The following is a 26635-nucleotide window of genomic DNA, read 5'->3' as shown; positions in this document are numbered from 1 at the left end:
AAATCATCAGCCATGATCAGGATTTCGCGAAAGGCGAAGGTCCCTCGAACGGGATCCGGTAATGTTCGGCATATTCCGCCGTCACCGCCTCCCATTCGCCATTCTCTTTGGCGGCTTTATAAGGCGCCGGATAATCCCAGCCCGGGGGTTTCTCAAACCCGTTCCATTCCTGGTCAATATCAAGCGGCGTCACCTGTGCCTGGGGATCCCAGTCATCCGGGTGAAGAACTTTCGACATGCGGCGATAATCAAAGGGCAAAACATCGCCATTATCGACATGGCGCGCGATATAGCCGTCGACGTTCTCCGCCGTAACGATCAGCGATTTCCAGTTTTGCATCCGTTCAGAGGCACGCGGTTGCCAGCCATTCAGAACGTCATAAAGCCGCGAGGTGAAAAGGCCTGCCTGATAGGCCGGAGAATTGGCCGAAGTGGCCAACAACTGCCCGCTTTTGACCGCCAGCAGCCCCTCGGCCGTGCCATCGGCGGCAACCACCAGCACATCCTCGCCCGGCACCAGTCCGGCCGCGCGCAGCGCGGCGATCACCCCCATCGCCACATCGTCATTTTGCGCCACCACGCCCCTTATATCGGGGTGGCGGGTCAGCAGATCCTGGGCGGCCTTGAGCGAATCCTCGCGGTTGAAAAGGCCCGGCAGCTGGTCGGCAAGCGTGGTTTTGGGGAAATCGGCAAAGGCCGCATCCCGACCCCGGCTGCGCACCGTATCGGTCGAGAAGCCGGGCACTCCGGTCACGCCGATGATCTTGCCGCCGCCAAAGCGCTTTGTCACCTCGTCAAGCAGGATCCGCGTCACCGCGCCATGGGCCGTGAACTCTTCGGGCACCGCATAGAGCGTGTAGTAATCACTGACATCGAAGGGGGTCAGCCAGGGTAAAGTGGCCCATACATTCGAGAAATAGGTCTTGTTCTGCGCCGAATATTCCGCAATCCGCCGCACCGCACTGCCATCAGGCGCATGCAGGATGATCGCATTCACGCCAAGGCCCAGCTGCTGTTCAGCCTGGTCCAGCTGGGTCTGGCTGCTCATCTGACCATCGAGATAGCTATAGGAAAAGCCAAACTCACGGGTGGCGGCTTCGGTTGCGCGGCTCGCCTGGATCATGAATTCGACCCGGCTGGTCCAGGCCAGATAGGCCAGTTTGCCATCCGCCGACGCAAGCGCCACATTCGGCAGACCGCTGACCCCGGCAAAAGCAGTCGCCGCCAGCCCCGCCGACCCGAGCGCCAGCAGATCGCGCCGCGACACGCCTTTCGTGTCGAGCCGGTCAAGGTGAGCGTCAACCGCCGCAGAACCATCGGGGGAAAACCATCCGCCGGCCTGTTTCAGGAATTTCATGGATATCTCCGCATCTGATGCCGGCATCCCGCAACGCTCAGCGTCAGGGCCTGGCGCCAGAACAGATGACACAGGGGGCGCAGTCAGATCTTTATCATTCTCGGTGCAGATCCGGGAAATTCCTGCCAATTAGCCGGGTCGAATTGGAAGGAATGCGCTCAACAGAAGATATGATCTGTTCGTGGCCACTTGAGGCGAAAAATATTCTGCCCCGGCAGGAATTGCCCTGGCGCCACCCTTCCAATCTGCGGGCAATAACCTCTCAGAATCGACCTGTAATTTCAGCAAAGCGCAGCTGACAGGCGAGACGGAGAAAATATCGCCTGTAAGAATCGTGATTTAAGAATGCTGCATCGCCGCAAGCGGGGAATGTTTGGAAACACTTACTCTCTGACTTGCCTATATTCACCGGAATGAGGCTGCGGAGGTCCGTAGCCGGTGGCGAGCCAGACTTTTTGTCCCCGGGCAAAGAGAGGCTTGTTGCATCCATCCCGGAACAGCGAAATGTCATTCAGATCAGAATGGAACTCCATCCCGGCGCAGAGGCCGGGGGACGCGGCACAAACTGGCGACAACCTGCTGGAGGTGCGCAACCTTTCGAAATCCTATGGCCCCGTACAGGTGATCTCCGACGTCTCTTTTGACGTGCCGCGCCGATCGGTGGTGACGCTGGTCGGAGAGAATGGCGCCGGGAAATCGACCATATTCAACATCCTTTCGGGCCTGACTGCGCCCGATCATGGCACGCTGCATCTCGCCGGTGCGCCCTTTAGCCCGCCGAGCCATCGCGCGGCGGTGGCGCAGGGCATCACCCGCGTCTTTCAGGAACAATCCCTCGTCCAGAATGTGCCGGTCTATGAAAACCTGCTTTTGGGTGAAGAGGCGCGTTTTACCAGGTTTGGCCAATGGGTTGATCGCGATGCGATGATCCGCGCCGCACGGGAAATCGTTCAGGAGGCGGGGCTGGATGTCGATGTCCGTCGCAAGACCGGTGACTATGATTTCTCGACCCGGCAATCCATCGAGATCGCCCGGGCCTGCCTGACGCCGAAACTTCTGCGCGGGGTCACAGAACCTCTGGTCTTGCTGGACGAGCCGACTTCGGCGCTCGACCGGCGCGACGAAGAGAGCTTTTTCGGGCTGGTGCGCAAAATCCGCCAATATGGCTCGCTCCTCTTCGTCTCGCACCGGCTGACCGAGGTGCTGGACATCTCGGATGTGATCTATGTTCTGAAAGACGGCGAGATGGTCACCCGGGTAACGCCCGCAGAAACCGACGAGCACCGGCTGCATGGTTTCATGGTCGGGCGTGAACGCGCCACCGACTACTATTACGAGAACCGCCAGCAGACCACGCTGCCGGTGACGCCCGCCTTGCGGGCCGAGGGGTTGCGCGTGCTGGCCGATGGGCCAGAGATCAATCTTGAGATCCGGCCGGGCGAGATCCTTGGCATTGGCGGGCTGCTCGATTCCGGCAAGTCGCGGCTCGGTAAGGCGATTGCCGGTGTGATCCGGCCGCTTGCCGGTCAGGTCGCGATCGGGAATGGCCCGCTCCGGCGCCCCGATATCGGCCGCGCCACGCGCGAGGGGCTTGGCTATATCCCGGCGGAACGCCTTGCCGAGGGCATCATCCCCTCTTTCCCCACTGCCTGGAATTTCTCGACCGGCAGCGGCGGCGATCTGTTTTCGAACCGCTTCGGAATCTGGCGCGGCCGGAAGGAACGCCGCGCCGTCCGCGCCCATATCGACGCGCTGGCGATCCGTTCGGCCACACCAGATCTTGCCATGTCGCGGCTCTCGGGCGGCAATCAGCAAAAGGTGGTGCTGGCCCGCTGGCTGGAGCGCAAACCCGATGTGCTGATCCTCGACAACCCGACGCGCGGTGTCGATGCGGGGGCGAAACAGGAAATTTACCGCGTGCTGCGCGACCTGACCGATCAGGGCGTCGCGATCATCCTGATCACCGATGAACTCCTCGAACTCATTGGCCTCTCGAACCGCATCCTGATCCTGCAACATGGCGGCGTGGTGGCCGAAGTGGCCGCGCCGGCGGATGACAAACCCTCGGAACAGACCCTTGTCGGCCTGATGCTGAGCGACCCCGGCCAGGCCGCGCCCCGGGCGCAGCCCGTGGCCAACCCTGCCCCTGGCGCCCAAACCGCCGCACCTGAAACACAGCTGGAAGCCGCAGAATGACCACCGCCCCGCATCCGGAAGGCCGCACCTTCCTGTCCCCCCTCACCGGCCTTTTTGCAAAGGTCGAGACCTCGCTCTGGTTCCCCATCGGGGTCGTGCTGGCGCTGTTCGTCTTTTTCAGCTTTGCCACCGACAGTTTCGCCACTTTGCGCAATTTCTCGGCCGTCAGCGGCCAGGCGGCGACGCTGCTGATCGTCTGCCTTGGCGCGACGTTCATCGTGCTGATGGGGTCGATTGACCTTTCTGTCGGCGCGATTGTGCTGCTGGTCGGTGCGGTCTCGGTCTCGGTGCTGAACGCGTTCAGCATCGGCTGGCTGGTGATCCCCTTTGCAGCCCTTGTCGGCGCGGGCCTCGGGCTGGTGAACGGGCTGATCTATACCCGCGGAAAGATCCCCTCTTTCATCGTCACCCTCGGCACGCTGTCAGTTTTCTCCGGCATCGCGCTGACACTGCTTGATGGCCGCGCCATCCAGTTCAACGCCCCGGGGCTGGAAGATATCTCGATCGGCCAATGGATCCCGCGCCTGCCGAATATCGCGCTCTGGGCGATCCTCGCCTGGGTGGTGCTGGTCGTCATCGGGACCCGCACACGCTTTGGCCGCTATATGTACCTGATCGGCGGCGGCGAGCAGGTCGCGCGCACCGCAGGCGTCCCGGTGGAACGGTATAAGCTTTACGCCTTCGCGCTGTCGGGGCTGCTTGCGGGCTTTGGTGCGATCCTGGCGGTCGCGCGCCTCGGCGCGGCGGGGCCATCGCTTGGCTCGGATCTTTTGCTGAACAGCCTGGCCGCAATCGTGGTGGGCGGCACCTCTCTGGCCGGCGGTGTCGGCGGCGTTCACCGCACGCTGATCGGCGTTCTCATCATCGCGATCCTCGACAATGGCCTCAACCTGATGGGCGTCTCGCAGTTCCTGCAGATGATCATCAAGGGCCTCGTCGTCATCGCCGCCGTGCTGGTCAGCCGCAAATCCGGCGCTGATCAGGTCATCAAATAAGGCATAAGCTCATGACCAAACGTCTGATCCTCAACGGGTTCGTGATGAACTCTGTCTCGCATATCCATCACGGCCTCTGGCGCCGTGACGATACGCTGCAAACCGAATTCAACGATCTGAACACCTGGACCACGCTGGCAAAAGCGCTGGAGGCCGCCAAATTCGACGCCCTCTTTTCCGCCGATATCATCGGAGTCGACCCGGCCTATAAAGGCGGGTGGGAGACCTATATCGAAGAGGCCGTCCAGATCCCGATCAACGATTCCGGCGCGCTGATTGCCGCGCTGATCGGCGCAACGGATCAGCTGGGCCTCACCCTGACCTCCTCGATCCTGCAGGAACATCCGTTCAACTTCGCCCGCAAGATCTCGACGCTGGATCATCTCTCGAAAGGGCGGATCGGCTGGAACCTGGTGACATCGGTCAGCCATAACGCGGCGCAGAATTTCGGCTTTGACCGCATCGTCAAACATGACGAGCGCTACGCCTGGGCCGATGAATATATCGACGTGGTCTATAAGCTCTGGGAAGGATCCTGGGACGAGGGCGCGGTGCTGGCCGATAAAAAAGGCAACCGCTACGCCGATCCGGCCAAAATCCACCGCATCCATCATGAGGGCAAACGCTACAAGGTGCTGGGCCCGCATCTGTCGCAGCCCTCACCGCAGCGGGTGCCGCTGTTGTTCCAGGCCGGATCATCAACCGCCGGTCGCGCCTTTGCGGCCCGTAACGCAGAAGGCACCTATATCGTCGCGCAAAAACCCGAAGGGGCGCGCCGCCAGATCGAGGAAACCAACCGCTATCTGATCGAGGCCGGGCGCAAGGTCGGCGATCTGAAATATATCCAGGGCATGAGCTTCATCATCGGCTCGACCGAGGAAGAGGCGGCGCGGAAAGCCCGCGACATCAGTGAGGATGTCAGCCTCGACGGCTATCTCGCGCATCTCTCGCGCGATCTGGGCATTGACCTTGGCGTTCTCGACCCGGAACGCCCGGTGAAAGAGCTGGAGATCGAGGGCGTTCAGGGCGTGGTCCGCGCGTTTGAGGATTCAAACCCCGGCGTGGTCCCGAAAGTGCGCGATCTGGGCCAGGTCTATGCGAAGGCCGGCAATATCACCGGCACACCGGAAAGCATCGCCGATGCACTGGAAGTCTGGCAGGAGGCCGGAATCGACGGCGTCAATGTCAGCTATCACCGCCTGCCGGCGTCGTTCCTGGAATTCGCCGAACATGTGGTGCCAGTACTGCAAAAACGCGGCCTCGCGCAGCGCGACTACGCCCCCGGGACCTATCGCGAGAAAATCCTCGGCGAGGGAGCCCGCGTCAACACCCGTCACCCGGCATCGCGCTATCGCGGCGCCTTTGCGCAAGCCACCGCGCCGGTCGCAAAAGCCGCGACCGTTCCGGCAAAATAACCCTTACCAACCTGAGCCAAGGCCCTATCAAGATGAACTTCAAAGACCTCGCCCGTCGGATGCCCGACTTTACCAACCGCAAAGTGATCGACGCCCATATGGAGCGGCTCGACACCAGCGGCGTGTCGCGGCGCGACTTCCTGTCCTTTGCCTCGGCAAGTGCTGCGGCGGCGGCAGGGGCAGCCTATCTCGGCCTGCCCGCCACCGCGATTGCCTCGGAAAACGGCAAATTCGCCTATCTCACCGGCTTCCTGATCAATGAATGGAACGTCACCTTTGACCGCACCGCGAAAAAGGCAGGTGAGGTTCTGGGGCTGAATTACAGCTCGTTCGACAGCTCGCTGGATGGCGAAAAGCAATATAACCAGTTTGAAAGCCAGGTCGCGGCCAGCACCAATGGCGTGATCTTCAACCTGGCGGATGGCAGCGCGATCCGGGGGATCTCGCGTGTCGCCTCGCAAAACAAGATCTATGTCGCCAATGTCTGGGACAGCCTGCCCTGGTTCACCCCCTTTGACGCCGATGAATACTACACCCTCTTCGCGGTCTCGGAAGAGGTCACTGCGCATCGCGAAATCACCGAAGTGCTGCTGGCCGAAGTCACCGAGAAATTCGGCGGCGGCGACATCATCGGCGTCACCGGATCGAAAGGCAGCCTTCTGGAGCTGCAACGGAACCGCGGCCGCGACCAGGCTTTCGAGAAATTCCCGAAGACGAAATTGGTCGATGAGCTTCCGGGCCTATGGAACCGCGAGGACGCACTGAAAGCGACCGAAGATCTGCTGACCCGCAACCCGAATGTGGTCGGCATCGTGACCCAGGACGACGATATCGCGCTTGGCTCCATCGCGGCGCTGAAGGCCGCCGGCCTGCGCCCGGGCGAGGATGTGCTGATCGTCGGCACCTCGGGCACCGGGCTCGGGTCGAAGGCGGTCAAGAACGGCGAGATGCTGGCAACCAAGGGGAATACCGGGGCATTCGCCGCCGCGCTTTTCACCACGCGGATCTACGACGTGCTGAACGGCTGGGTGCCGCGCGCACCGGAACGGCAGCTGAACTGGAACACGCTGACGCTGGATCAGTCGAATATCGACGGCTGGATCGAACGCTATGTCGACAATGGCGATGTCGAACCGTTCGATTACAAACGCATGTCGAAAGTGCTGCACCCGGAAGACTGGGATCCGCAGAACGAGGTCTATCCGCTGGATATCGACAATAACTTCGCCGGGATCGACAAGCCCCAGGGCTATGAATACCCCGCCGCCTATGTTGCCGCGCGTGAGAATGGCGAAAGCGCTGCGGTCGCGGCGGAATATGCCGATCACTACAAAATCAAATATGACGGGCCTTCGCCGAACAAGGCCTGACCTCCATCCCGGCCCGTAACGGGCCGGGTCCCCCCGCCCCGCTTTTTCCAGGCCCTTCGCCCGCTGGTCGCGGCGCGATGCGGCCGGTTGCACCCTCACGGAGGCCATCATGGTCCGCAAAGGCTTTAACCCCCGGCATCTGCCCGACTTCACGCAGAAAAAGATCATCGACCGCCATATGGAGCGGCTGGATACCAGCGGCGTGTCGCGGCGCGATTTCCTGTCGCTCGCCTCGGCCGGTGTCGCGGCCAGCGCGGCGGCGGCAGCACTTGGGATGCCCAATGTCGCGGTGGCCTCGGGATCGAATAAGGTGGCCTATCTGGCCTGGAGCGCCAGCACCGAATATAATCAGCTCGTCAGCCTCGGCGCTGAAAAAGCGGCATCTGCGCTTGGGCTGAATTACAGCTTTTTCGACGGCCAGATCGATTCCGGGCGGCAATTGTCGCAGTTTGAACAGCTTGGCACCGAACAGGCGATCGGCGGGTTCTTCAACATCCTCGACGGCTCGGCACTGCGCCGCGCCGGGCAGTTTGCCGAAGACAACCAGACCTTTTTCGCCGCGATCTGGGACAGCGTGCCCTGGTTTACCCCCTTTGATGTCGGCGACTATTTCACCGTCTATCTGAACCCGCATGAGGACGAGGCCCATCGCGGCGTCGCCCGCGCCGTCTATCAGGCCGTGACCGACAAATTCGGCGAGGGCGAGGTTGCGGCGCTGACCGGCACCCCCGGCAACTGGTGCGAGATCTCGCGCAATGCGGGCCGCAATCTCGCGCTGGAGGAATTCCCGAATATCCGTCAGACCGACGAGCTGCCCGGCAAATGGCTGCGCGAGGAATCCTTGCGTGCGACCGAGGATCTCCTGACCCGCAACGGCAACCTGAGGGGTATCGTCGCGCAGAACGATGACGAGGCCCAGGGGGCGCTGACCGCGCTCAGGAATGCCGGGCTCAGGCCGGGCGAGGATTTCTTCGTCGGCGGGGCGGATGGCACCTCGCTGGGGGCAAAGGCGATCCAGGAAGGGCTTCAGACCTCGACCAGCGGCAACAGCCCGGTCTTTACCGGCGCCTTCCTGACCAGCTGGCTTTATGATGTGGCAAATGGCTGGAAACCGCGCGCGGCAGAACGTCAGCTGTTCTGGAAACCGACCGTGGTGACGAAGGACAATGTCGATGCCTATGTCGAACGCTATGTCGACAATAACGGCGTTGATCCCTTTGATTTCCGCAAATTCTCGCGCGTCCTGAACCCCGATGACTGGGATCCCCAGGCCTATGTCTACCCCGCCGAGACCGAAGAGATCTGGAAAGGCTATCAGCGCCCCGAAGGCTGGACCCTTCCCGCGGCTCTCGCCGAGGCAAAGGCGCATGGCGAGTTCGACGCGGTCCGCGAGGATTACGCCGCCCGCAACAAGATCAAATTCGACGGGCCTTCGCCGAACAAACCGGCCTGAGCCGACGCAGGCCCGGGCTGCGCGCAATACGCAGCCCCGGCAGAACAGAACAAAAGGATATGGAAATGGGCAAAGTCACCCTGCCGCGCTGGATGCGCGATCTTGATAACCCGAAAGCCGTCGGGCGTCATATGGAGCGCCTCGACACCCATGGCGTATCGCGGCGCGATTTCCTCGCAATGGCATCGGCCGGGGCCGCAGCCTCGGCCTTTGCGGCGGCGGCGGGAATGCCGAATGTCGCGCTGGCCTCGGGGAATGGTAAACTGGCCTTCATCTCGGCTTTCATGTCGAATGAATATAACCAGATCCTGAATGGCGCCTTTGAATCTGCAACCAAAGCGCTGGATTTCTCGTATACCGGGCTCGACAGCCAGTTCGACGGCGAACGCCAGTTCAATCAGTTCGAACAACAGGTGACCTCGGGTGTGCAGGCCGGGATCTTCAACTTGGCCGATGGTGGCACCATCCGGGGCGTCAGCCGGCTGGCCGAGCAAAACAAGGTCTGGGTCGCCAATGTCTGGGACAGCCTGCCCTGGTTCACCCCGTTCGAAGCCTCGGATTACTGGACGCTTTACACCGTGCCCGAAGAATTCGAGGCCCATCGCGCGGTGACCGCGAAACTGCTGGCGGCTGTGACGGAAAAGTTCGGCGGCGGTGATATCGTCGGCGTGACCGGCACCAATGGCAATCTGACCGATCTGCAACGCTCGCGCGGGCGTGACGACGCGTTCCGCGATTTCCCGAAGACAAGGCTGGTCGACACGCTGCCGGGCAAATGGAACCGCGAAGATTCGCTGAAGGCCACCGAAGATCTGCTGACCCGCCATCCCGGCCTGAAAGGGGTCGTGGCGCAGAATGACGATGTGGCACAGGGCGCGATTGCGGCGATCCAGGCCGCCGGTCTGCGCCCGGGCGAGGATATCCTCGTGGTCGGCGCCGATGGCACCAGCCTTGGCGCCCAGGCGATCCGCGACGGCAAACAGCTGGCGACTTCAGGGAACAGCCCCGCCTATGCGGCGGCGATCCTGACCGGCCGCATCTATGATGTCAGCCACGGCTGGGTGCCGCGCGCGTCCGAGCGGCTGCTCAACTGGCGCTCGCTCACGGTCACGGCGGAGAATGTCGAAAGCTATATCGAACGCTATGTCGATACGAACGGCCTTGATCCCTTTGATTACCGCAAGATTTCTAAGGTCCTGCATCCCGACGACTGGGACCCCCAGGCCGAGGTTTTCCCGCTGGATGTCGACAAGGCCTGGGCCGGTGTCGACCGCCCCGCGAGCTGGGAATACCCGGCACCCTATCTTGCGGCGCGCGACAATGGCGAATGGGATCAGCTGCGCGCGGAATATGCCGATCACTATAAAATCAAATTCGACGGACCTTCGCCGCATAAATCGACCTGAGCGCTGTCTTTATCCAACCCTCGTGCCGGGCGGTGAACAGCTTGCTTCACCGCCCGGAACATAGCCATCTTCCCTCGGTGCCCGAACCAGGTCCGGGTGTTGCGCAAACCGACCTTTCGCGAGACAGCCGCGCTTGCGCGGATTGGCATTGTCACGGTCGAGCATGTGCAGAACAGGTGCGGCGCGGGCGCTGAACACGCCGCACCTGATCGCGACGCGACTTCACGGGATCTTCCGTATCAAAATGCTGCTGCTGAAACCGGAACACTTTCCGGCCGCTATGCCGGCTTCGAATGGTTGCTTTAAGACAAACGCGCCGAGGGCAAGGATGACAGAACCGGCCCCGGCACCAGGCTCGAAGGCAGCACCACCGCTGTGACCTCGGCACAAGTAAAACTGGCCTATGCCCCCCCCGAAGGTCACCGGTTCAAGCTGTGCGGACAGCGCATGGATGATGACGCGCCGCAGCCCTTGCGCCGCCATTGAACGCTGCACCAGACTTCCCGGCACGGGCAGAAAACCGCTTCTACCTGTCAGATACCAATACGATCACCGCCGGCGTCGACTGTTACAACCAGGACAGCACCTTTGGCGATCTGACCTTCGGCCCGCTGTCCGAAAAAGCCAGAAATGTTGACCTTTATGCCCAGGCGCGGCCTGAACCGACCGAGGGCTGTCGAGATCTTTCGGGCTTCTCTGAAATGACCAGAGCGTTACCGGCATCTCCGGCCGTAAGAGCGATTTCTCGGGGTTGAGCGGCTATGCCTCGATAGTCTGTGATGCGGGCCGATGCTCTGACGCTTCGCGGTCGAAAAGTTTCGCGCTGGTTTTGACTCTGAGACCGGTAATCGCAGCCTCGGTGGCGAGATTTTCCTGTCAAAGATCGTCGCTGCCCGCGACCGCGTGATCATGAATGGCCGGGAGAGCGGCTATCTGCGCGCTACTCGCAAAGCAGGATCAAAGTAAACGGCGCCGGCACCGACAGCTGGCGCGCGGTCGATCCTGGAACCCCTCTCGGGGGCGTGCTGGCCATCGAGGCGCGGCACATGCCAGAGGGCAGTGCCTTGACCTTTGGCGGCTCGATCAGGGCGGCAAAGGCCAGTGGCCACAGAGATGCCACGGTCATTAAGCCGTCGCGGGCTATGCAGTACCGAACCTCTTCACCGATGATCAGCCGCCTGCGGTCGAGGGCCCGGTGAACCGGGCCGGGGTCAACAACCTTTGCGACAGGACCTGTGGCGACCGCGCCATCGATGGCCAGGATTTCAACCCGATCACCCCGCTTTACGAGGTGGGCCGTTCGGTCAGCTGGCCGCCCAGGTCCGGCTCTGAGGCCAGGACAAAGGAGAAAGGGGCGGAACGATCTCGGCCGCGCTGCCTTCGCGGATCACGCGCCCGGCCTTCATCGCGATAAACCGGTCGGAATGGGCCGAGGCGAAATTGATGTCATGCAGTACCATCACGACGGTTTTGTTCAGCGGCTCGTCCAGGACGAAATGCTTGCCCGGCTGCAGCGCGCGTTGCCGGTGGATGCAGTGGTGCTGGGGCTGCGTGGCGCCGAGATGCCCCTCCACAACCATCTGACTGCAAAACGCGTCGCCGCACCGGATTTCCTCACCGTCTTCAAGGAATTCCCCCATACCGATTTCGTCGGCCGCGCCGAGGGTCTCTGGCGCATCCTGGCCAAGCAACTCGGGCGCGCGCTTCTCGCAATCGCGGCAAGCATATGATGCCGCAGATCAATGAGACTGAGGCGCGCGCGCGGCGTGGCCATTGGCGCGCCCTGGGCCCCGGTAGCGGCGCAGCTTTGTTTCGTCGCCGGCGAGGGCGCCGGGAAGCCCCTGCGCTTTGACGCCAGATCCGCGCCCGAGACCGGCAAGCACTGCGACGCGCTGATCCGGGTCATCGGTCTGAATGCGGAGGCCGAAATGCGGTTCGGCGAGAGCATCGCGCTTGTCGGTCCGGCGGCGCAGATTGCGCCTCTCGACCGTGCGGGCGAGACGACCGGGATCGCGGTCCTCCTCAAGACCCTGCGGGTGCAAAGCTATGACCCTTCACTTTTCACCGCGCTCGGGATCGATCCGGTGGCGCAAAATATCGTCGTGATCAGATCAACCAACCATTTCTGTGCAGCTTTTGCGCCCATCGCCTCGGAAGTGCTTTATTGCGGCGCCGGGAAGCCCTATCCGAATATTCCGGCACCCAATCCCTACCGGCTGGTCCGGGCGGATATCTGGCCGCGCATGGATGACCCTTTCGGAGAGATGTGATGAGCTTTCCCCCACCCGGCCTTCCCATTCCGGGTTTTCCCTGGCCCGAAGCCGGCACGCCGCTGGCAGATGTGGCAACACCGCTGCCGGTGATCGACGAGGACCGGCTCGCCACCAACATCGCGCGGGCGCAGGACTATATGGCGGCGCATGGGCTGAATTTCCGCCCCCATATCAAAACCCATAAGATCGCCGCCGTGGCCCGTCAGCAGATCACGGCCGGGGCTGTGGGCATCAATTGCCAGAAGCTGACCGAGGCCGAGGCCTTTGCCGATGCCGGATTCGACGATATCCTGATCACCTATAACATCCTCGGGCCGGTGCGGGTCGCGCGGCTGCTCGCGCTGAACGCCCGTGTGACGCGGCTGGCGGTAACGACGGATTCGGCGGTGACGGTGGCGGGGCTGGCGGCAGCTTTCCCGGCAGAGAAACCGCTCACCGTTCTGGTCGAATGCGATACCGGCGGCGGGCGCTGCGGCGTGCAGAGCGCCGCCGATGCCTTCGCCCTGGCGCAGCTGATCACCGCCGCGCCGGGCCTGAATTTCGGCGGGCTGATGACTTATCCCGGCCCTGGCGGCGCCGCGCGGGTCGAGGCCTTCCTGCAAGAGACCATGGCGCTGCTGGCGCAGGCGGGCCTTCCCTGCCCTATGCGCACGAATGGCGGCTCGCCCGATCTGTGGAAAGCGCATCTGGTGCCTTCGGCGACCGAGCATCGCGCCGGCACTTACGTCTATAATGACCGCTCGATGGTGCGGGCGGGCGCGTGCGGGCCGGAGGATCTGGCGATGCATGTGCTGGCGACGGTGGTCTCCCGCCCGACGCCTGTGCGTGCGGTTCTCGATTGCGGATCGAAGACGCTGACTTCTGATCTGCTGGGCTTTACGGACTACGGCGAGATCGAAGGCCTCGCGGGCGCCAGGATCACCAGCCTTTCCGAGGAACATGCCGTGGTCGATCTGAGCGCCTGTACCAGCCCCCTGCCGCAGGTTGGCGATCTGGTGCGGGTGGTGCCGAACCATACCTGTGTGGTCTCGAACCTCTTTGACCGGATGGTGTTCCACAAGAATGGCGTGGTCACGCGGGTCGAGCCTCTGGCCGCGCGGGGCACAGTCTGGTGAGCATGGGCAACGGAACCCTTCACGCAGGCCAGATCTTCGATGGTGAGACCTGGCACCAGGATGCGGCGATCAGCTTTGACGCGGGCCGGATCACCGCGATCCGCCCGTCGGGTGCGGCCCCCCCTGGGCCGCGCCTGCCCGGCCTGATCGCGCCCGGCTATATCGACCTTCAGGTCAATGGCGGTGGCGGGGTGCTATTCAATAATGACCCCACGCCAGGGGGGATCGCAACGATCTGCGCCGCGCATGCGCAACTTGGCACCACGGCTGTGATGGTGACGCTGATCACCGACCGCCCCGATATCACCGACCGCGCGGTCGCGGCGGCGGAAGCGGCATGCGTGCCTGGCTTCCTCGGGCTGCATCTCGAAGGCCCGCATCTGTCGCTGGCCCGCAAAGGCACCCACGACCCCGCGCTGATCCGGGTGATGCAGGATCAGGACCTCGGCATGATCCTCGCTGCGGCGGGCCGGCTGCGGCATCTGATCGTGACGCTGGCGCCGGAATCGGTCACGCCGGATCAGGTGCGCGCGCTTGTCGCAGCCGGGGTAACGGTGAGCCTCGGCCACAGCGATTGCGACTATGACACCGCGCGCGACTATATCGCGGCGGGCGCCCGCATGGTCACCCATCTCTTCAACGCCATGAGCCAGCTCGGCCACCGCGCCCCTGGGCTGGTCGGCGCCGCGCTGACGGCGCCCGGCCTTCATGCCGGGCTGATCGCAGACGGCTTTCATATCGCCGATGCCGCGATGCAGGTCGCGCTGCGGGCAAAGCCCGGGGAGGTGTTTCTCGTGTCAGACGCGATGTCGACCGTCGGCAGCGATCTGACCGGCTTCATGCTGAACGGTCGTGAAATTTTCCGTGCCGGGGGAAGGCTGACCCTCGCAGACGGCACCCTGGCCGGTGCTGATATCGCGCTCGCAGATGCGGTGCGGTACTGCCATCTGCGGCTGGGCCTGGACATGGGCGCGGCACTGCGCCTGGGCTCGGCAGCGCCAGCGGCGGCGCTTGGCCTGACGGATCGCGGGCATCTGCGGCCCGGCACATGGGCGGATCTGATCTGCCTGGACGATGCGCTGCAGGTCCTCGGCTGTTGGATTGCAGGCGCACCCTCTGGCGGGATTGCCGCACAGGAGGCGCGGTCGTGATCCTGTGCTTTGACATCGGCGGCACCACGATAAAGATCGCCGAAGCCTTTGGCCCCGACGACATCAGGCCAACGATCCGCGTTCCGACACCGGCCCTGGATTTCACCGCCTTCACCAGCGTTTTGCAGTCCGCCATCGACGCCGCACCCGAGCGGCCCGACTGTCTCGCCTTTTCCATCGCCGGGGTGATCGACCCGGAAACCGGCATCGCGACCGTGGCAAATATCCCCTGCCTGAGCGGACGGCGCCTGCGCTCTGACCTTGAGGCGGCGCTCGGCCTGCCGGTGGTTCTGGGCAATGATGCCGATTGCTTTGCGCTGGCCGAAGCCACCATCGGCGCCGGGCGCGGCCATGCGGTCGTGTTCGGCATCATCCTCGGCACCGGGGTCGGTGGCGGCATCGTGGTCCGGGGCCGGCTGATCAATGACAGTTCCGCATCGGGCGGCGGATCAGGCGGCGGCTTTACCGGCGAATGGGGCCATGGCCCTGTCGCCCAGCGCATTGTCGGCGATACCGTGCTTCCGGCCTTTCCCTGCGGCTGCGGCCAGACCGGCTGCCTTGACGCGATCTGTTCGGCGCGCGGGATGGAAAAGCTGCATCTCGCCCTTGGCGGCGTGGCACTAACCGCAGAGGACATCATTGCCGCCTGGCAGGCTGAGGAGCCCGCAGCCTCGCGCACCATCGCGATCTGGCTCGACCTGCTCTCTGGCCCTCTCGCCATGGTGCAGAACATGCTCGGGGCCGGGGTGATCGCGGTGGGCGGCGGCCTGTCGAATGCGCGTCCGCTGATCGACGCGCTGGATAAGGCGGTTCGGGGACGGATCCTGCAACGGCTTTCCCGCCCGCTGATCGTCCAGGCACAATGCCCGATCGAGCCCGGCCTTGTCGGCGCAGCAGTGCTTGGCCTGAACCGGAAGCGCGACGGCTGACCCGCCCCATATTTCCTGCTTGCCCGGCGGAGTGATGTTCCGCCGGTTTTGCGTGCAACAGTCTGCGCCATCGAAAACTCATTGGGGATCATCGCGCGATCCCTCCAGGTTACAGAAAGGTAATCCCCCCAGGGAGTGAATTATACGAGGTGCGATTATCGGCCCCGGCTTTTTGTCTCGGCTATCTTGCCCATGTATTCCGCGAAATGGACCCGGATTTCGAGATCCAGGGCCGGGGCGGCGACCCTGACCGGACATGGCATCCCCGCCGGCATCTCGCATGAAAGCGCCGAGGCGCTGGTAAAGGCCGGCGGTTTCGATCTGCCGATGATCAGCTCGTCCGATCATTTCCACCTTGACCATATCCGGCTGGGGCTGGAAGCGGGGGCAGGTCTTCTCGGAAAAACCCATCATCTCATCACCTGAGGACACTTATGCGCTGGCGCATCTGCTGGTGCGATACTGGCCTGAGAACCCCTCGGTCGCCCCCGTGTGCGCTACGCGCCGTCGCACCGCGACCTCTGGCGGCGCGTGACGCCGACCCTCTGGGCGATATCGTCTCGGTCGAGGCGGCCGAACATATCTACCCCTGCTGCCACGGCGCGCTTTTCATGCGCGACTGGCGGCGCCAGGAGAAATGCTGCCATGATCTCGACCTTTACAACGGGCTGATCCGGGCGTGGCCCGAGCGGGTGGCGTCTTTCGGAGGCAGGAAGACCTTTATCCCGGAAAATGGCCCGCGCATTTATGGCGTCAACGATGTGGATATGTTCTATAAAAACCGTCGGGCTGGAACGGGTCGGAGAAAGCCTTCGTTTCCGATGGTGATATCTTCGACTACCAGGTCCGCCGTTGCGCAGCCTTTGAAACCAAAGGCGTGGCCCTGCCGGTCTCGCGCCTCGATACCCCTGCGGCAGGTGTGCTGGATTTGTCGATGGACGAGCAATTCACCTTCGCGCTGACCTTCAATTCCAGAACCGAATACATGCCTCTGCCGATTGGCCTTTATGCCTTTTTCGGCAAGCAGGATGTGCTCTGGAACGAGTTGATGGCCACCGCTTTCCTAGGCATCGCCCCAGCCATGATCATCATCCTTTTCCTGCAAAGATACCTTGTCGGCGGGCTGACCGCCGGGGCGGTAAAAAATACCCTTCACAACCGGGAGTATGTGACGTGTCCGACCTCTTTCGGAACAGCCTGATCGGCGCGGTGCTGGCCTGCACCACCGCCCTGCCCGCCAGGACCTTTGACACTCCCGTCCACCAGTTCCTGCACTGAGCCTGTACCAATAACGACCAGATCATCGACGCCGATGGCAGCATCACCATGGACAGTACCGAAGTCCTCGCCGCGCTGACGGCCTATCAGGACATCACGCCTTATTCCGTCGAAGGCGCCGAAATCTTCCTCTTTGACGCGCCGCTCTCGAATTCTGATGCCGCCCTGCGCGCCGATATGCGGATTGAACTCACCCGGCTGCATAAACAGATTGGCGCCAAATCGCCCGGGGCGGTGCGCCGCAGGACCTGTATCACAAGCCGCAAAACACATTCGTCGCGGGGGTCATCGGCAATCTGCGGATGAATTTCCTGCCCGGCGACCAGGCGGCCACCGTCGGGTTCAGTGCCGCCGACTGCAGTCTGTTTGACACGGCAGGCGAGGCGCTGGAACGCCGCCTCTCGTCCGGAACGATCAGGGGCTGAGCCTCAGCTCTCCGCCGCATCCACCGCCTTGCGCATCGCGCCCACAGCAAGATGGATGTTCGGCGGATCGGCCAGCAGGCTGCCGCCCAGCAGATAGACGACATCCTGGCCATACATCCGCACCATGTCAGCGACGCGTTCCACACTCATCCCGCCACCGGGGCTGGGCAGCATCGCCGTCGCAGGCCCGTCAGGCGCGCGGCAGGCCTCTGCGATTTGCAGACAATCCGCTGCCGAGAAGCCGAACCGCCCGCCGACATTCGGGAAAACCGAGATATCCGCCCCCGCAAGCCTTGGAAGCGTGCCGAAGACCACACCGTGATCCATGCCGGTATCGGGGTTCAGCACCCAGGGGCCCAGGAAAGACGGATGCGTCATCACCGGCAGGTCAAGGCCCGGATCCTGCGCGATGCGATGTACCATGCCAAACCCCAGAAGCCCCGGCATCACAATGACACCGCCCGCTCCGGCATCCCGGGCAAAGCGCAGCCGGGCCTCGATCTGGTCCGCCCGGCCAGAGAGGTTCGGGATATAGATCGCATTGCGCCCATATTCGGCATTGGCCACGGCCACGGCCTTCGCTACGGCCTCGACGCGGGCCTCGAACGGCGCGGCATCCTGACCCGCAAGCCCGTGATCTTCCTTGATGATGTCAGCCCCACCGCGCACCGCGCCTGCGGCCAGCGCGGCAAAGGCCGCGGGTGGCTGGCCCATCGGCTTCAGCACCGGCGCAATCATTCCGCCTGTTGCGCGACCGCAGCGCGCCCGGATGCCTTTGATGCCGAAACGCGGGCCTGGAAAGCGCGCCAGCATCGTCTCACCCGGCTCAACTCCGGTCACCCGGATCCCCTGCTGGATCGAGGAATTGCCGAAAACCACATTCAGGAACTGGCTGAACTCCTCTCCGGCGCTGTCGGGCGAGTAAGAGATTTTCGCCTGAAAGACGCCGTCCGACAGCGTGCCGGTCTCTTCAACCCGGCCGAGGATATCGTCTTCGATATAGCCCGGCGGCACCACCGCGCGCGGGATCTCGACCGTCTGTTCCAGCGCGATTGCATCCGCGCGGGCGCGAGCTTCGGCCAGATCACCGGCGCGGATGCGGTAGGTGACGGTAAAGCGCATCAAAGCGCCTCGGCCTTGACCACCGAATGCACCGCCTCGACCCGGACCGCGCCAAGCGCATCTTCGTCAATGCCGGTCTGCTGTCCGGTCAGGCGTTCGACCGCGCGAACAAGGCTCAGCGCATCCATCCCGTAATAGCACATGAGATAGGGGCGCGAGCCGCCATGCGCATAGGTGTCCTGCAGCCCCAGCCGGATCAGGCGGCGCGAAAGCCCGGCCTCGGCCAGCGCCTCGGCCACCATCGAGCCGATACCGCCGGTCACCAGGTGGTTTTCCAGCGTGATGACACCATGTTTCACCTGTTCCGCATGGCCGATGATCGTCGCGGCATCAAAGGGTTTCAGGGTGTTCAGATGCAGGTGACGCACCGAAACCCCCGCCCGGTCCAGCGCGGCCCTTGCCCGGATCGCTTCTTCGGTGGTGATCCCTGCGGTAACGATCAGCACATCGGTGCCTTCTGCCAGAACGCGGATCTTGCCGATCTCCAGCGGGGTATCAAAAAGCCGCGGCACCGCGCCGCGCAGGATGCGGCAATAAACCGGACCATCGACACTGTCGGCGGCAGCGACGATGCTCTCGACCTCACTCGCGTCACCGGCCTCCAGCACGGTCATGTTCGGGATCGTGCGCATCACCGAAATGTCTTCGATTGCCTGATGCGTCATGCCGCCCGGAGTGGTGATGCCGGGCAGGAACCCCATCAGCCGCACCTGGCGGCGCGGATAGGCGATGGAGGCCATCAGCTGGTCATAGGGCCTGCGGTAAAGGAACACGCCGAAGGAATGCAGGAAAGGCCGGAAGCCCGCGAGGCCAAGCCCGCCGGCGAAGGACAGCATGTTCTGTTCTGCCATGCCAAGCGACAGAAACTGGTCCGGGTGGCGATCACGAAAGCCGTCGATCTCGCAGCTGGAGGTCAGGTCGGCGGAAAGGCACAGCACCTCGGGGTGCTGCACGGCGTAATCTTCAAACGCCTTCGCATAGGGGCGGTTCACCATTTCCATCTTCAGTGCCCTCCCAGGTCGACAGGTGCAATGCCAAGCTCTGCGGCTATGGCGATGTTCATCTCGCGGCGTTCCTCGTCAGATTTGAACCGCACGTAATGCAGGCGCGGGAAGCGCTTCATCAGGAATTCCATGCCTTTTGTCGGGCTGGAATGGGCAAGGATGATCAGCGGCTGGCCTTCATGCGGCGTGGCTTTGGCCTGACGCAGTGCCGTCAGGTCATGGGCATCAACTTCGGCCACCACCGCGCCGAAATTGCGGAATTTGGTGGCGATATCGCCCACCGTCATCACCGAATCCATCGCGCCGTCGCATTGCTGGCGGTTCACGTCCATCAGGGCCCAGAGATTGTCGATGCCGTGATGGGAGGCTGCCTGCACCGCCTCCCAGGTCTGCCCCTCCTGAACCTCGCCATCCGACATATAGACACAGACCTCGCCGGTCTCGCCCCGCCGCTTGCGGCCCCAGGCAAGGCCCGCGCCGGTCGAAAGCCCGATGCCGAGAGTGCCATTATGCACCTCCATCCCCGGGGAATGTTCGGCGCCGATCATCTCGACGGATGAGCCATCCTGGTTGAACATCTCCAGCCCTTCGGGGGCCATACGGCCGGTCTCGATCAGGCAGGCGTAAGCCACCAATGCGTAATGCGCGGGCGCGATGAACAGCCGGTCATGCACGGCGTCAAACGGGCCGTTATAGCCTGCGCCGGTGCGGTAATCATGGTTCGCGGCCGAGGGCACCCCGCCAAAGGGCGGCGGCACCATCGGCATGGTCGAGGGGCCGAGATTCAGCGCCTCGTTATACAGAAACGCCAGTTGCTCGGCGGCGGAACAGGCCTGGCTCAGATAGCCGCCATTGTTGCGCATCGAATGCTCGAACACGCGGCAGCGGATGCCATGGGCCACCTCTTCGGTGGTACGGGAGTTTTGCATTTGTGGCCTCATCGCGGAAAATCGGGGCCGGACAGACCGGCCCCGGTCAGATCAACGTGCGGGGAGCTTCATCCAGGGGCTCACCGACACTTCAGCATGGACGAAAGCCGGCATTTTCGCGCCCAGCTCTTCCATATTCGAGATATCGAGTTCGTTCAGATCGGCCTGGGTGATCAGGGTCGGCGGCACGATGACCTGGGCCGCGACGGTCTCACCGGCAAGAAGCTGCGCGAGGGTACGCACCGAGACTTCACCCACCACGGCGGGGTTGGTCGCGGCAGTCGCCTTCCAGCCCGACCCGTCTTCGCGCATCAGGGCAATATCAGCGGTCGAGACGTCAGCCGAATAGATCGCGACATCCTGGCCCATGCCGGCCTCGTCCACGGCGATTTTCACGCCCTTGGCGAACTCGTCATAGGGGGCGAAAACAACCTGGATATCCGGGTTCGCGGAAAGGACAGACCGCGCCTGGTTCGCGACCGAATTGGCAATCGGGTTGTCCATTGTGCCGAACATCGCTTTCTCGGTGATGCCCGGATATTTCGCCTTGAACTCTTTCCAGGTCTCATCACGGCGATCAAGCGGCGCGATGCCGGGGACATAGACGTAACCTGCGGTCCAGGTCTCGCCCTGATCCTTGATCGCCTGTTCCAGCGCCAGACGGGCGAGGTCACGGTCAGACTGTTCGACCTGCGGGATGGCGGCATTTTCGACATTCACGTCGAAGGCCACAACCTTGATGCCAGCGTCGACCGCGCGCTGCGCGGCTTCCTTCATCGACTCGGTCAGACCGTGCTGGATGATGATGCCATCAACGCCCAGCGCGATGGCCTGATCGACCATATCGGCCTGCAAAGCCGCATCCTGGCGCGAGTCGAAGACCTGGAGGCTGACGCCGAGGGCCTCTGACTGCTTTTCCACGCCGGAAAGATAGGCCTGGAAGAAATCACCGGTCGACAGATAGCGCACCAGCGCGATCTTTACATCGGCGGGCTTGTCGAATGGCGCCGGAGCATCCTGCGCGATAGCGAGGCCCGGGATCAGGGCAATACCACCCATCAGGCCCACAAACACCCGTCTTGAGAACATGGTTTCCTCCCTCTTCTCTGTTATCCGTTTTGCTCAGCCGCGCGCCCGGCCTCCCCGACCGGAAAGCGCGAAAGTAAAGACGAGGGCGACAACGAGAACAGCGCCCTTGATGAAATCCTGCGTGTAATAAGGTGCGTTCAGCATGGTCAGCCCCTGCAACAGGATGCCGACAAACAGTGCGCCGATGGCGGTGCCAAAGGCGTTGGGTTTCGCGGCGCCCAGTACGGCAAAGCCGATCAGCGCTGCGGCAACCGCATCGAGCAAGAGATTATTGCCCGAAGCGACATCACCCCGCCCCAGCCGCGCCGCCAGCAGGATGCCGCCAAAAGACGCCAGCGTGCCTGAGATCACATAGGCCAGAATGCGGTAGAAATTCACGTTGATGCCGGCAAGGCTCGCCGCTTTTGCGTTCGACCCGATCGCATACATGACGCGGCCATGGCGCGTGAGTTCGAGAAACCCCCAGACCAGAAACGCGATCACGATCAGGAACACCACAGAAAGCGGCACCAGATCGTCAAGGATGAAATCGAGCCGGTGCCGCCCCAGCATCAGAAAGCCGGGCGAGAATGTGCCGGTCGCGGTGCCGCCTCCGGGCAGCGACATGCCGGTCGAGATGGAATTTCCTTCCGTCGGGATACGCTGCAACCCCATCAGCAGGAACATCATCCCAAGCGTCGCCAGAAGATCCGGCACCCGCATTTTGACGATCAGCAATCCGTTGACCAGGCCCACGAAAGCCCCCATCGCCAGGCAGAACACCACCGCCTCGACCGCGCCGAGATCCCAGATCACCATCGTATAGGCCGAAAGCATCAGCGATGAGGTCGCCACCGCCCCGATGGAAAGATCGAACCCCCCGACCACCAGCGTGGCGGTCACGCCAAGCGCCAGAATGCCGGTGATCGCCACCGATTGCAGGATGAACACGCCGCTGCGTGCGGTCAGGAAGGCCGGTTGCGCGACGGAAAAGCCGATCACCAGCCCCGCCATCAGGATCAGGAACCCGTAGCGGATCGCGAAATCGGTCAGATTGAAGTCTTTTTTCATGCGACATGTCCTGCGGCGGATTCGGTGACCTGCGCCATCACCAGGCCGAGGTCGATATTCTGATTGCGGTGGGTGCCGATGATCGAATGCTCGCTCATGACAAGGATGCGGTCGGCCACTTCCAGCGCCTCGTCGATTTCGGCACACAGAACCAGGGTGGCGCGGCCAGAGGCGCTGGCCCGGATATGGCGGCCGATGTCGCGGCGGGCCTGGATGTCGACGCCCTGGAAGGGCTCATCAAGGATCAGAAGGCGCGAGGCCTCGGCCAGCCAGCGCGCGACGACAACCTTTTGCTGATTGCCGCCCGACAGCGTGAGGATCCCGTCTTTCGGGCTCTGACACACGACGCCCATCTCGCCGATCATCCTGGTTGCGGTGGCGCGCTCGGACCCGGGGCGCAGCAGTGCCAGCAGCCCGGTATGACGCGACAGGAATGGCAGCACCATATTGCGGGTGATGTCGAATTCCGGGATTACCGCATTCAAAAGCCGGTCTTTCGCCGAAAGAAACACCCCCGCCTGCACCGCTGCGCCCGGATTTTTCGGTGTATACGGGGTGCCGTCCAGGCTGATCGTGCCGCCCTCGGCGCGCGAGACGCCAAAAAGCACCTCGGCCAGCAGGGATTTCCCCGACCCGACAAGGCCGGTGACCGCCACGACCTCATTTTCATGCAGACTCAGATCGAACGGCACCGCATCAGGGCGCAGCCGCAGTGCACGCGCCTCAATCACCGCGCGGCCCTGAGGCGGAATGTCGATATCGACTTCGGTGATCTCATGACCCAGCATGGCGCGTACCGCACCGGCATAATCCAGGGTCTCGCCCTCGAACTGGCCGGAAATCTGCCCGTCCCGCATCGAGACAATCCGGTCGGCGAGGCGACGGATATCGGACATGCGATGCGAGATATAAAGGATCGCCACACCCTCGGCCCTCAGCCGGTCGATCAAAATGAACAACCGTTCTGTTTCAGTCGCCGAAAGTGACGAGGTCGGCTCGTCCAGGATCAGCAGCCGGGGGCGATGTGACATGGCGCGCGCGATGGAAACCAGCTGCCGGTCTGCAAGGCTCAGCTCGCGCACCGGGCGCGTGACATCGACATCCAGCCCCACGGCGCCGGCAATCCGCCGTGCCTCCGCGCGCATCCGACGCCCGTTGAGAAAGAATGACGAACCCGCCGCCAGCTCGTCGAGCAGGAGGTTCGAGGCCACGTCGAGATCAGGCGCCACCCCGTCATTGATGTTCTGATGCACGGTCACCACCCCGGCGCGCAAAGCACTGGCCGGATCGGGCGGATCAAAGGGCTGGCCATCCAGCGTGATCTCGCCGGTATCGCGGCGCTGCACCCCGCAGAGGATCTTGACCAGAGTGGATTTCCCCGCCCCGTTCGCCCCCATCAACACTGTCACTTTGCCGGCCGGCAGGGTCAGATTGACCCCCCGGAGCACATGATTGCGCGCAAAAGAACGGGTCAGCCCCGTGATAACGATGGCGTCCTGCGGCACGATGGTCTCCTCTCCCGACCCGAGGCTAGCGTCTCGGTTATTCAAATGTCAATAACGTTTGACAAATGCCGCAAGAATGGAAATCCTTAGCCGGAACCCCGGGATGCGGGAGGAGGAATCCGCATTCCGGAGGGCAAGATTTGGTGGGCCGGGCCAGCTCTGGCATGTCACCTGCGGGAGGAGAAAGCCGTGATTCCGTCAGACACTGCGTCGCAATATGAGGCGCTGACCCCCAGCACATTGCCGTCCCGTCTGGGCGGGCTGAGCATCTTGACCAACCGCGTCGGCCCAGCCGACAGCTGGCAGGTCGAAGAGGTCGGCGATGGCAACCTGAACCTCGTTTTCATTCTGCGCGGCGCGGCGGGTGCGGCGATTGTGAAACAGGCGCTGCCCTATGTGCGGCTGGTGGGCGAATCCTGGCCCCTGCCGCTGAAACGCAGCTTCTTTGAATATAACGCGCTGATCCGCCAGGAAGCGCGTGACCCGGGCGCAGTGCCGGAGGTCTGGCATTTCGACGAGGCGCAGGCCATTGTCGTGATGGAATTCCTGACGCCGCATATCATCCTGCGCCACGGGCTGATCGCAGGAAAACGCTATAAGGGCCTTGGTGAAAGGCTGGGCGATTTCTGCGCGCGCACGCTGTTCCGGGGATCGGATCTGTCGATGACCCCGGCCGCGAAAAAGGCCGATATGGCGCTGTTCGCGGGCAATGTCGAACTTTGCGACATCACGGAAAACCTTGTCTTTTCCGACCCCTATTTCAACGCAAAGCTGAACCACCATACACCTGGGCTGGAAGGCGCCATTGCCCGCATCCAGGCCGATATGGCCCTGAAAGTCGCCGCGCAGCATCTGAAGATGGGCTTCACCTCGCAGGCCGAGACCATGCTGCACGGCGATCTCCATACCGGATCCATCATGGTGTCTGATGACGATATCCGTGTGATTGATCCGGAATTCGCCACTTATGGCCCGATCGGCTTTGACGTCGGCATGCTGATTTCCAACTTTCTGATGGCCTATATGTCGCAGCCCGGCCACGAGACCAGCGCGGGCGCGCGGGCCGGCTACCAGGACTGGCTGCTGTCGGTCACCGCCGCGGTCTGGACCTCGTTCGAAGCCGAATTCACCCGGCTCTGGCGCGAGGAACGCACCGGCATCCTCTATCAGGCAACGCTGTATGAGGATCAGGGCCACGGCCTCGCCGGCGAGATCGCGCGGGCGGAACGGCTTGGCATGATCTGGCGCGATGCGCTTGGCTTCTGCGGGGTCGAGATGCATCGCCGCATCCTTGGTCTTGCCCATAACGCCGATTTCGAACGCATCAGCGATGCACCCACCCGCGCCGGCTGCGAGGCCCGTGCCCTCGCGCTTGGCACCGCACTGATCCATGGCCGCAATGGCCTTACCGGAATTCCTGCCGTGCTTGACCTCGCACGGCGCATCAGCCTGGAGAACCACCTGTGAAGATCAATGGCAAACCCTACCGCTCCATCTGGCGCGAGGCGTCAGGTCAGGTGATGATCATCGACCAGCGCTGGCTGCCGCATGAATTGCGCATCGTGCCGCTGAGCACGCGCGACGAATATGCCGTCGCGATCCGCGATATGTGGGTGCGTGGCGCCCCGCTGATCGGGGCCACGGCGGCTTATGGCGTGGCCGATCAGATGGCGCGCGACCCTTCGGACGCGTCGCTCACCGAGACCTGGGAAGTGCTGCATGAAACGCGGCCCACAGCGATCAACCTGCGTTGGGCGTTGGATGAGATGGACCGCGTGTTGCGCCCGCTGCCTGCCGGGGAACGCGCGGCGGCGGCGGCGAAACGCGCCGATGAGATCGCCGATGAAGATGTCGAAATCAACCGCCGCATCGGCGAACACGGCCTCGCGCTGATCCGCGAGATCGCAGCCAGGAAACCGGGGCAGACCGTCAATATCCTGACCCATTGCAACGCGGGCTGGCCCGCAACGGTCGACTGGGGCACCGCAACCTCGCCGATCTATCACGCGGTCGAGGCCGGCATTCCGGTGCATGTTTTTGTCGATGAGACCCGCCCCCGCAACCAGGGCGCACAGCTGACCGCATGGGAGCTGAACTCGGCAGGCGTCAGCCATGATCTGATCGTCGACAATGCCGGTGGCCATCTGATGCAGCATGGCGAGGTCGATCTGGTGATCGTCGGCACCGACCGCACCACGGCACAGGGCGATGTCTGCAACAAGATCGGCACCTATCTGAAAGCGCTGGCCGCAAAGGCCAATGGGGTGCCGTTTTATGTGGCCCTGCCTTCGCCGACCATCGACTGGACGGTGGTCGACGGCGTGAAAGAGATTCCGATCGAAGAGCGTTCCGATACCGAGGTCACCCATGTTCAGGGCAAGGACGCCTCGGGCAGGATCATCCAGGTGCAGATCAGCCCTGATGGCACCGGCGGCCGCAATCCGGCCTTTGACGTGACACCGGCGGCGCTCGTGACGGGCCTGATCACCGAGCGCGGCGTGGTCGCCGCCGATGCGGCCGCGATGGAGGCAATGTTCGGCGATCTGAAATCCGCCGCGCTGAAACGCTGAAAA

The 26635-nt window shown here is 63.0% G+C and carries 27 protein-coding genes and 1 pseudogene; 18 read left to right on the top strand and 10 right to left on the bottom strand.

The features are described 5' to 3' along the window. Positions 1-16 precede the first annotated feature (16 nt). The gene (locus BLW25_RS15310) at positions 17-1357 is read right to left on the bottom strand and encodes a sugar ABC transporter substrate-binding protein (RefSeq protein ID WP_171909577.1); all 1341 of its coding nucleotides are present in this window, start codon (positions 1355-1357) and stop codon (positions 17-19) included. 504 nt (positions 1358-1861) lie between these two features. Between BLW25_RS15310 and BLW25_RS15305 the strand changes: the two genes are divergently transcribed. The 7 genes from BLW25_RS15305 to BLW25_RS24030 all read left to right on the top strand — a co-directional run bounded on the left by BLW25_RS15305 (position 1862) and on the right by BLW25_RS24030 (position 10498). Then, positions 1862-3553 (top strand): sugar ABC transporter ATP-binding protein, encoded by a 1692-nt coding sequence (locus tag BLW25_RS15305; RefSeq protein ID WP_092900538.1) that lies wholly within the window; start codon positions 1862-1864, stop codon positions 3551-3553. Next, positions 3550-4548 (top strand): ABC transporter permease, encoded by a 999-nt coding sequence (locus tag BLW25_RS15300; RefSeq protein WP_092900535.1) that lies wholly within the window; start codon positions 3550-3552, stop codon positions 4546-4548. Before BLW25_RS15305 ends, BLW25_RS15300 begins: the two co-directional genes overlap by 4 nt. Positions 4549-4559: 11 nt before the next feature. Further along, on the top strand, positions 4560-5963 hold the full coding sequence (locus BLW25_RS15295) for an NtaA/DmoA family FMN-dependent monooxygenase (RefSeq protein WP_092900533.1): 1404 nt from the start codon (positions 4560-4562) through the stop codon (positions 5961-5963). A gap of 32 nt (positions 5964-5995) precedes the next feature. Next, entirely contained in the window at positions 5996-7333 is a 1338-nt protein-coding gene (locus BLW25_RS15290) for a sugar ABC transporter substrate-binding protein (RefSeq protein WP_092900532.1), read from the top strand. Positions 7334-7442: 109 nt separating this feature from the next. Then, entirely contained in the window at positions 7443-8786 is a 1344-nt protein-coding gene (locus BLW25_RS15285) for a sugar ABC transporter substrate-binding protein (RefSeq protein ID WP_092900531.1), read from the top strand. A 65-nt stretch (positions 8787-8851) separates the two neighbouring features. After that, complete coding sequence (locus tag BLW25_RS15280; RefSeq protein ID WP_171909576.1) at positions 8852-10192, top strand: sugar ABC transporter substrate-binding protein; 1341 nt, start codon at positions 8852-8854, stop codon at positions 10190-10192. 99 nt (positions 10193-10291) lie between these two features. After that, positions 10292-10498: a hypothetical protein gene (locus tag BLW25_RS24030; protein ID WP_143040525.1), complete on the top strand. Its 207-nt coding sequence runs from the start codon at positions 10292-10294 to the stop codon at positions 10496-10498. A 634-nt stretch (positions 10499-11132) separates the two neighbouring features. Here the strand turns inward: BLW25_RS24030 and BLW25_RS24025 are convergent. Further along, entirely contained in the window at positions 11133-11318 is a 186-nt protein-coding gene (locus tag BLW25_RS24025) for a hypothetical protein (protein ID WP_143040524.1), read from the bottom strand. A gap of 178 nt (positions 11319-11496) precedes the next feature. Then, the gene (locus BLW25_RS24465) at positions 11497-11652 is read right to left on the bottom strand and encodes a hypothetical protein (RefSeq protein ID WP_171909432.1); all 156 of its coding nucleotides are present in this window, start codon (positions 11650-11652) and stop codon (positions 11497-11499) included. Between BLW25_RS24465 and BLW25_RS24730 the strand changes: the two genes are divergently transcribed. The 6 genes from BLW25_RS24730 (at position 11641) to BLW25_RS15245 (ending at position 16086) form a co-directional block, all read left to right on the top strand. Beyond that, the gene (locus tag BLW25_RS24730) at positions 11641-11922 is read left to right on the top strand and encodes a M81 family metallopeptidase (RefSeq protein ID WP_253188483.1); all 282 of its coding nucleotides are present in this window, start codon (positions 11641-11643) and stop codon (positions 11920-11922) included. The two genes, BLW25_RS24465 and BLW25_RS24730, sit on opposite strands and share 12 nt — an antisense overlap. Positions 11923-11934: 12 nt before the next feature. Beyond that, entirely contained in the window at positions 11935-12462 is a 528-nt protein-coding gene (locus BLW25_RS24725; protein ID WP_216279374.1) for an MlrC C-terminal domain-containing protein, read from the top strand. After that, positions 12462-13580, top strand: coding sequence for a D-TA family PLP-dependent enzyme (locus BLW25_RS15260; protein ID WP_092900523.1), 1119 nt, complete (start codon positions 12462-12464; stop codon positions 13578-13580). The genes BLW25_RS24725 and BLW25_RS15260 overlap by 1 nt, the downstream gene beginning before the upstream one ends. A 2-nt stretch (positions 13581-13582) precedes the next feature. Then, positions 13583-14731 carry an N-acetylglucosamine-6-phosphate deacetylase gene (locus BLW25_RS15255; protein WP_092900522.1) on the top strand — a complete coding sequence of 383 codons (1149 nt, stop codon included), beginning with the start codon at positions 13583-13585 and terminating at the stop codon, positions 14729-14731. Further along, positions 14728-15660, top strand: coding sequence for an ROK family protein (locus BLW25_RS15250; protein WP_092900521.1), 933 nt, complete (start codon positions 14728-14730; stop codon positions 15658-15660). The genes BLW25_RS15255 and BLW25_RS15250 overlap by 4 nt, the downstream gene beginning before the upstream one ends. A gap of 192 nt (positions 15661-15852) precedes the next feature. Next, positions 15853-16086: a hypothetical protein gene (locus tag BLW25_RS15245; RefSeq protein ID WP_092900520.1), complete on the top strand. Its 234-nt coding sequence runs from the start codon at positions 15853-15855 to the stop codon at positions 16084-16086. Between the two features lie 71 nt (positions 16087-16157). Here the strand turns inward: BLW25_RS15245 and BLW25_RS24460 are convergent, their stop codons facing one another. After that, the gene (locus BLW25_RS24460) at positions 16158-16307 is read right to left on the bottom strand and encodes a hypothetical protein (RefSeq protein WP_171909575.1); all 150 of its coding nucleotides are present in this window, start codon (positions 16305-16307) and stop codon (positions 16158-16160) included. Positions 16308-16537: 230 nt separating this feature from the next. Between BLW25_RS24460 and BLW25_RS15240 the strand changes: the two genes are divergently transcribed. The 3 genes and pseudogenes from BLW25_RS15240 to BLW25_RS25525 all read left to right on the top strand — a co-directional run bounded on the left by BLW25_RS15240 (position 16538) and on the right by BLW25_RS25525 (position 17363). Beyond that, the gene (locus tag BLW25_RS15240) at positions 16538-16861 is read left to right on the top strand and encodes an ABC transporter permease family protein (RefSeq protein ID WP_253188482.1); all 324 of its coding nucleotides are present in this window, start codon (positions 16538-16540) and stop codon (positions 16859-16861) included. Positions 16862-17046: 185 nt separating this feature from the next. Continuing rightward, positions 17047-17154 (top strand): annotated as a pseudogene (locus BLW25_RS25530) (ABC transporter ATP-binding protein); the annotation flags it as partial. Positions 17155-17240: 86 nt separating this feature from the next. Further along, positions 17241-17363 (top strand): hypothetical protein, encoded by a 123-nt coding sequence (locus tag BLW25_RS25525; protein ID WP_394328440.1) that lies wholly within the window; start codon positions 17241-17243, stop codon positions 17361-17363. 3 nt (positions 17364-17366) lie between these two features. Here BLW25_RS25525 and BLW25_RS15230 read toward each other — a convergent pair whose 3' ends face one another. Genes BLW25_RS15230 through BLW25_RS15205 form a run of 6 tightly spaced genes read right to left on the bottom strand, consistent with a single transcriptional unit; the run spans position 17367 to position 24062 of the window. Continuing rightward, complete coding sequence (locus BLW25_RS15230) at positions 17367-18485, bottom strand: RuBisCO large subunit C-terminal-like domain-containing protein (protein ID WP_092900519.1); 1119 nt, start codon at positions 18483-18485, stop codon at positions 17367-17369. After that, positions 18485-19486, bottom strand: coding sequence for a transketolase family protein (locus BLW25_RS15225; protein WP_092900518.1), 1002 nt, complete (start codon positions 19484-19486; stop codon positions 18485-18487). Before BLW25_RS15225 ends, BLW25_RS15230 begins: the two co-directional genes overlap by 1 nt. A gap of 2 nt (positions 19487-19488) precedes the next feature. Continuing rightward, positions 19489-20418: a transketolase gene (locus BLW25_RS15220; RefSeq protein WP_092900517.1), complete on the bottom strand. Its 930-nt coding sequence runs from the start codon at positions 20416-20418 to the stop codon at positions 19489-19491. A gap of 51 nt (positions 20419-20469) precedes the next feature. Further along, positions 20470-21507 (bottom strand): substrate-binding domain-containing protein, encoded by a 1038-nt coding sequence (locus BLW25_RS15215; protein WP_092900516.1) that lies wholly within the window; start codon positions 21505-21507, stop codon positions 20470-20472. A 33-nt stretch (positions 21508-21540) separates the two neighbouring features. Further along, positions 21541-22557 (bottom strand): ABC transporter permease, encoded by a 1017-nt coding sequence (locus BLW25_RS15210; protein WP_092900515.1) that lies wholly within the window; start codon positions 22555-22557, stop codon positions 21541-21543. After that, positions 22554-24062, bottom strand: coding sequence for a sugar ABC transporter ATP-binding protein (locus tag BLW25_RS15205; protein WP_092900514.1), 1509 nt, complete (start codon positions 24060-24062; stop codon positions 22554-22556). The genes BLW25_RS15210 and BLW25_RS15205 overlap by 4 nt, the downstream gene beginning before the upstream one ends. A gap of 189 nt (positions 24063-24251) precedes the next feature. Between BLW25_RS15205 and mtnK the strand changes: the two genes are divergently transcribed. After that, entirely contained in the window at positions 24252-25529 is a 1278-nt protein-coding gene (gene mtnK / locus BLW25_RS15200) for an S-methyl-5-thioribose kinase (protein ID WP_253188481.1), read from the top strand. Beyond that, on the top strand, positions 25526-26632 hold the full coding sequence (gene mtnA, locus BLW25_RS15195; protein WP_092900513.1) for an S-methyl-5-thioribose-1-phosphate isomerase: 1107 nt from the start codon (positions 25526-25528) through the stop codon (positions 26630-26632). The genes mtnK and mtnA overlap by 4 nt, the downstream gene beginning before the upstream one ends. Positions 26633-26635 lie beyond the last annotated feature (3 nt).

Origin of the sequence: Rhodobacter sp. 24-YEA-8, from assembly GCF_900105075.1 — a bacterium.
GTDB lineage: Bacteria > Pseudomonadota > Alphaproteobacteria > Rhodobacterales > Rhodobacteraceae > Pseudogemmobacter.
This window is presented reverse-complemented; position numbering and strand designations above follow the sequence as displayed.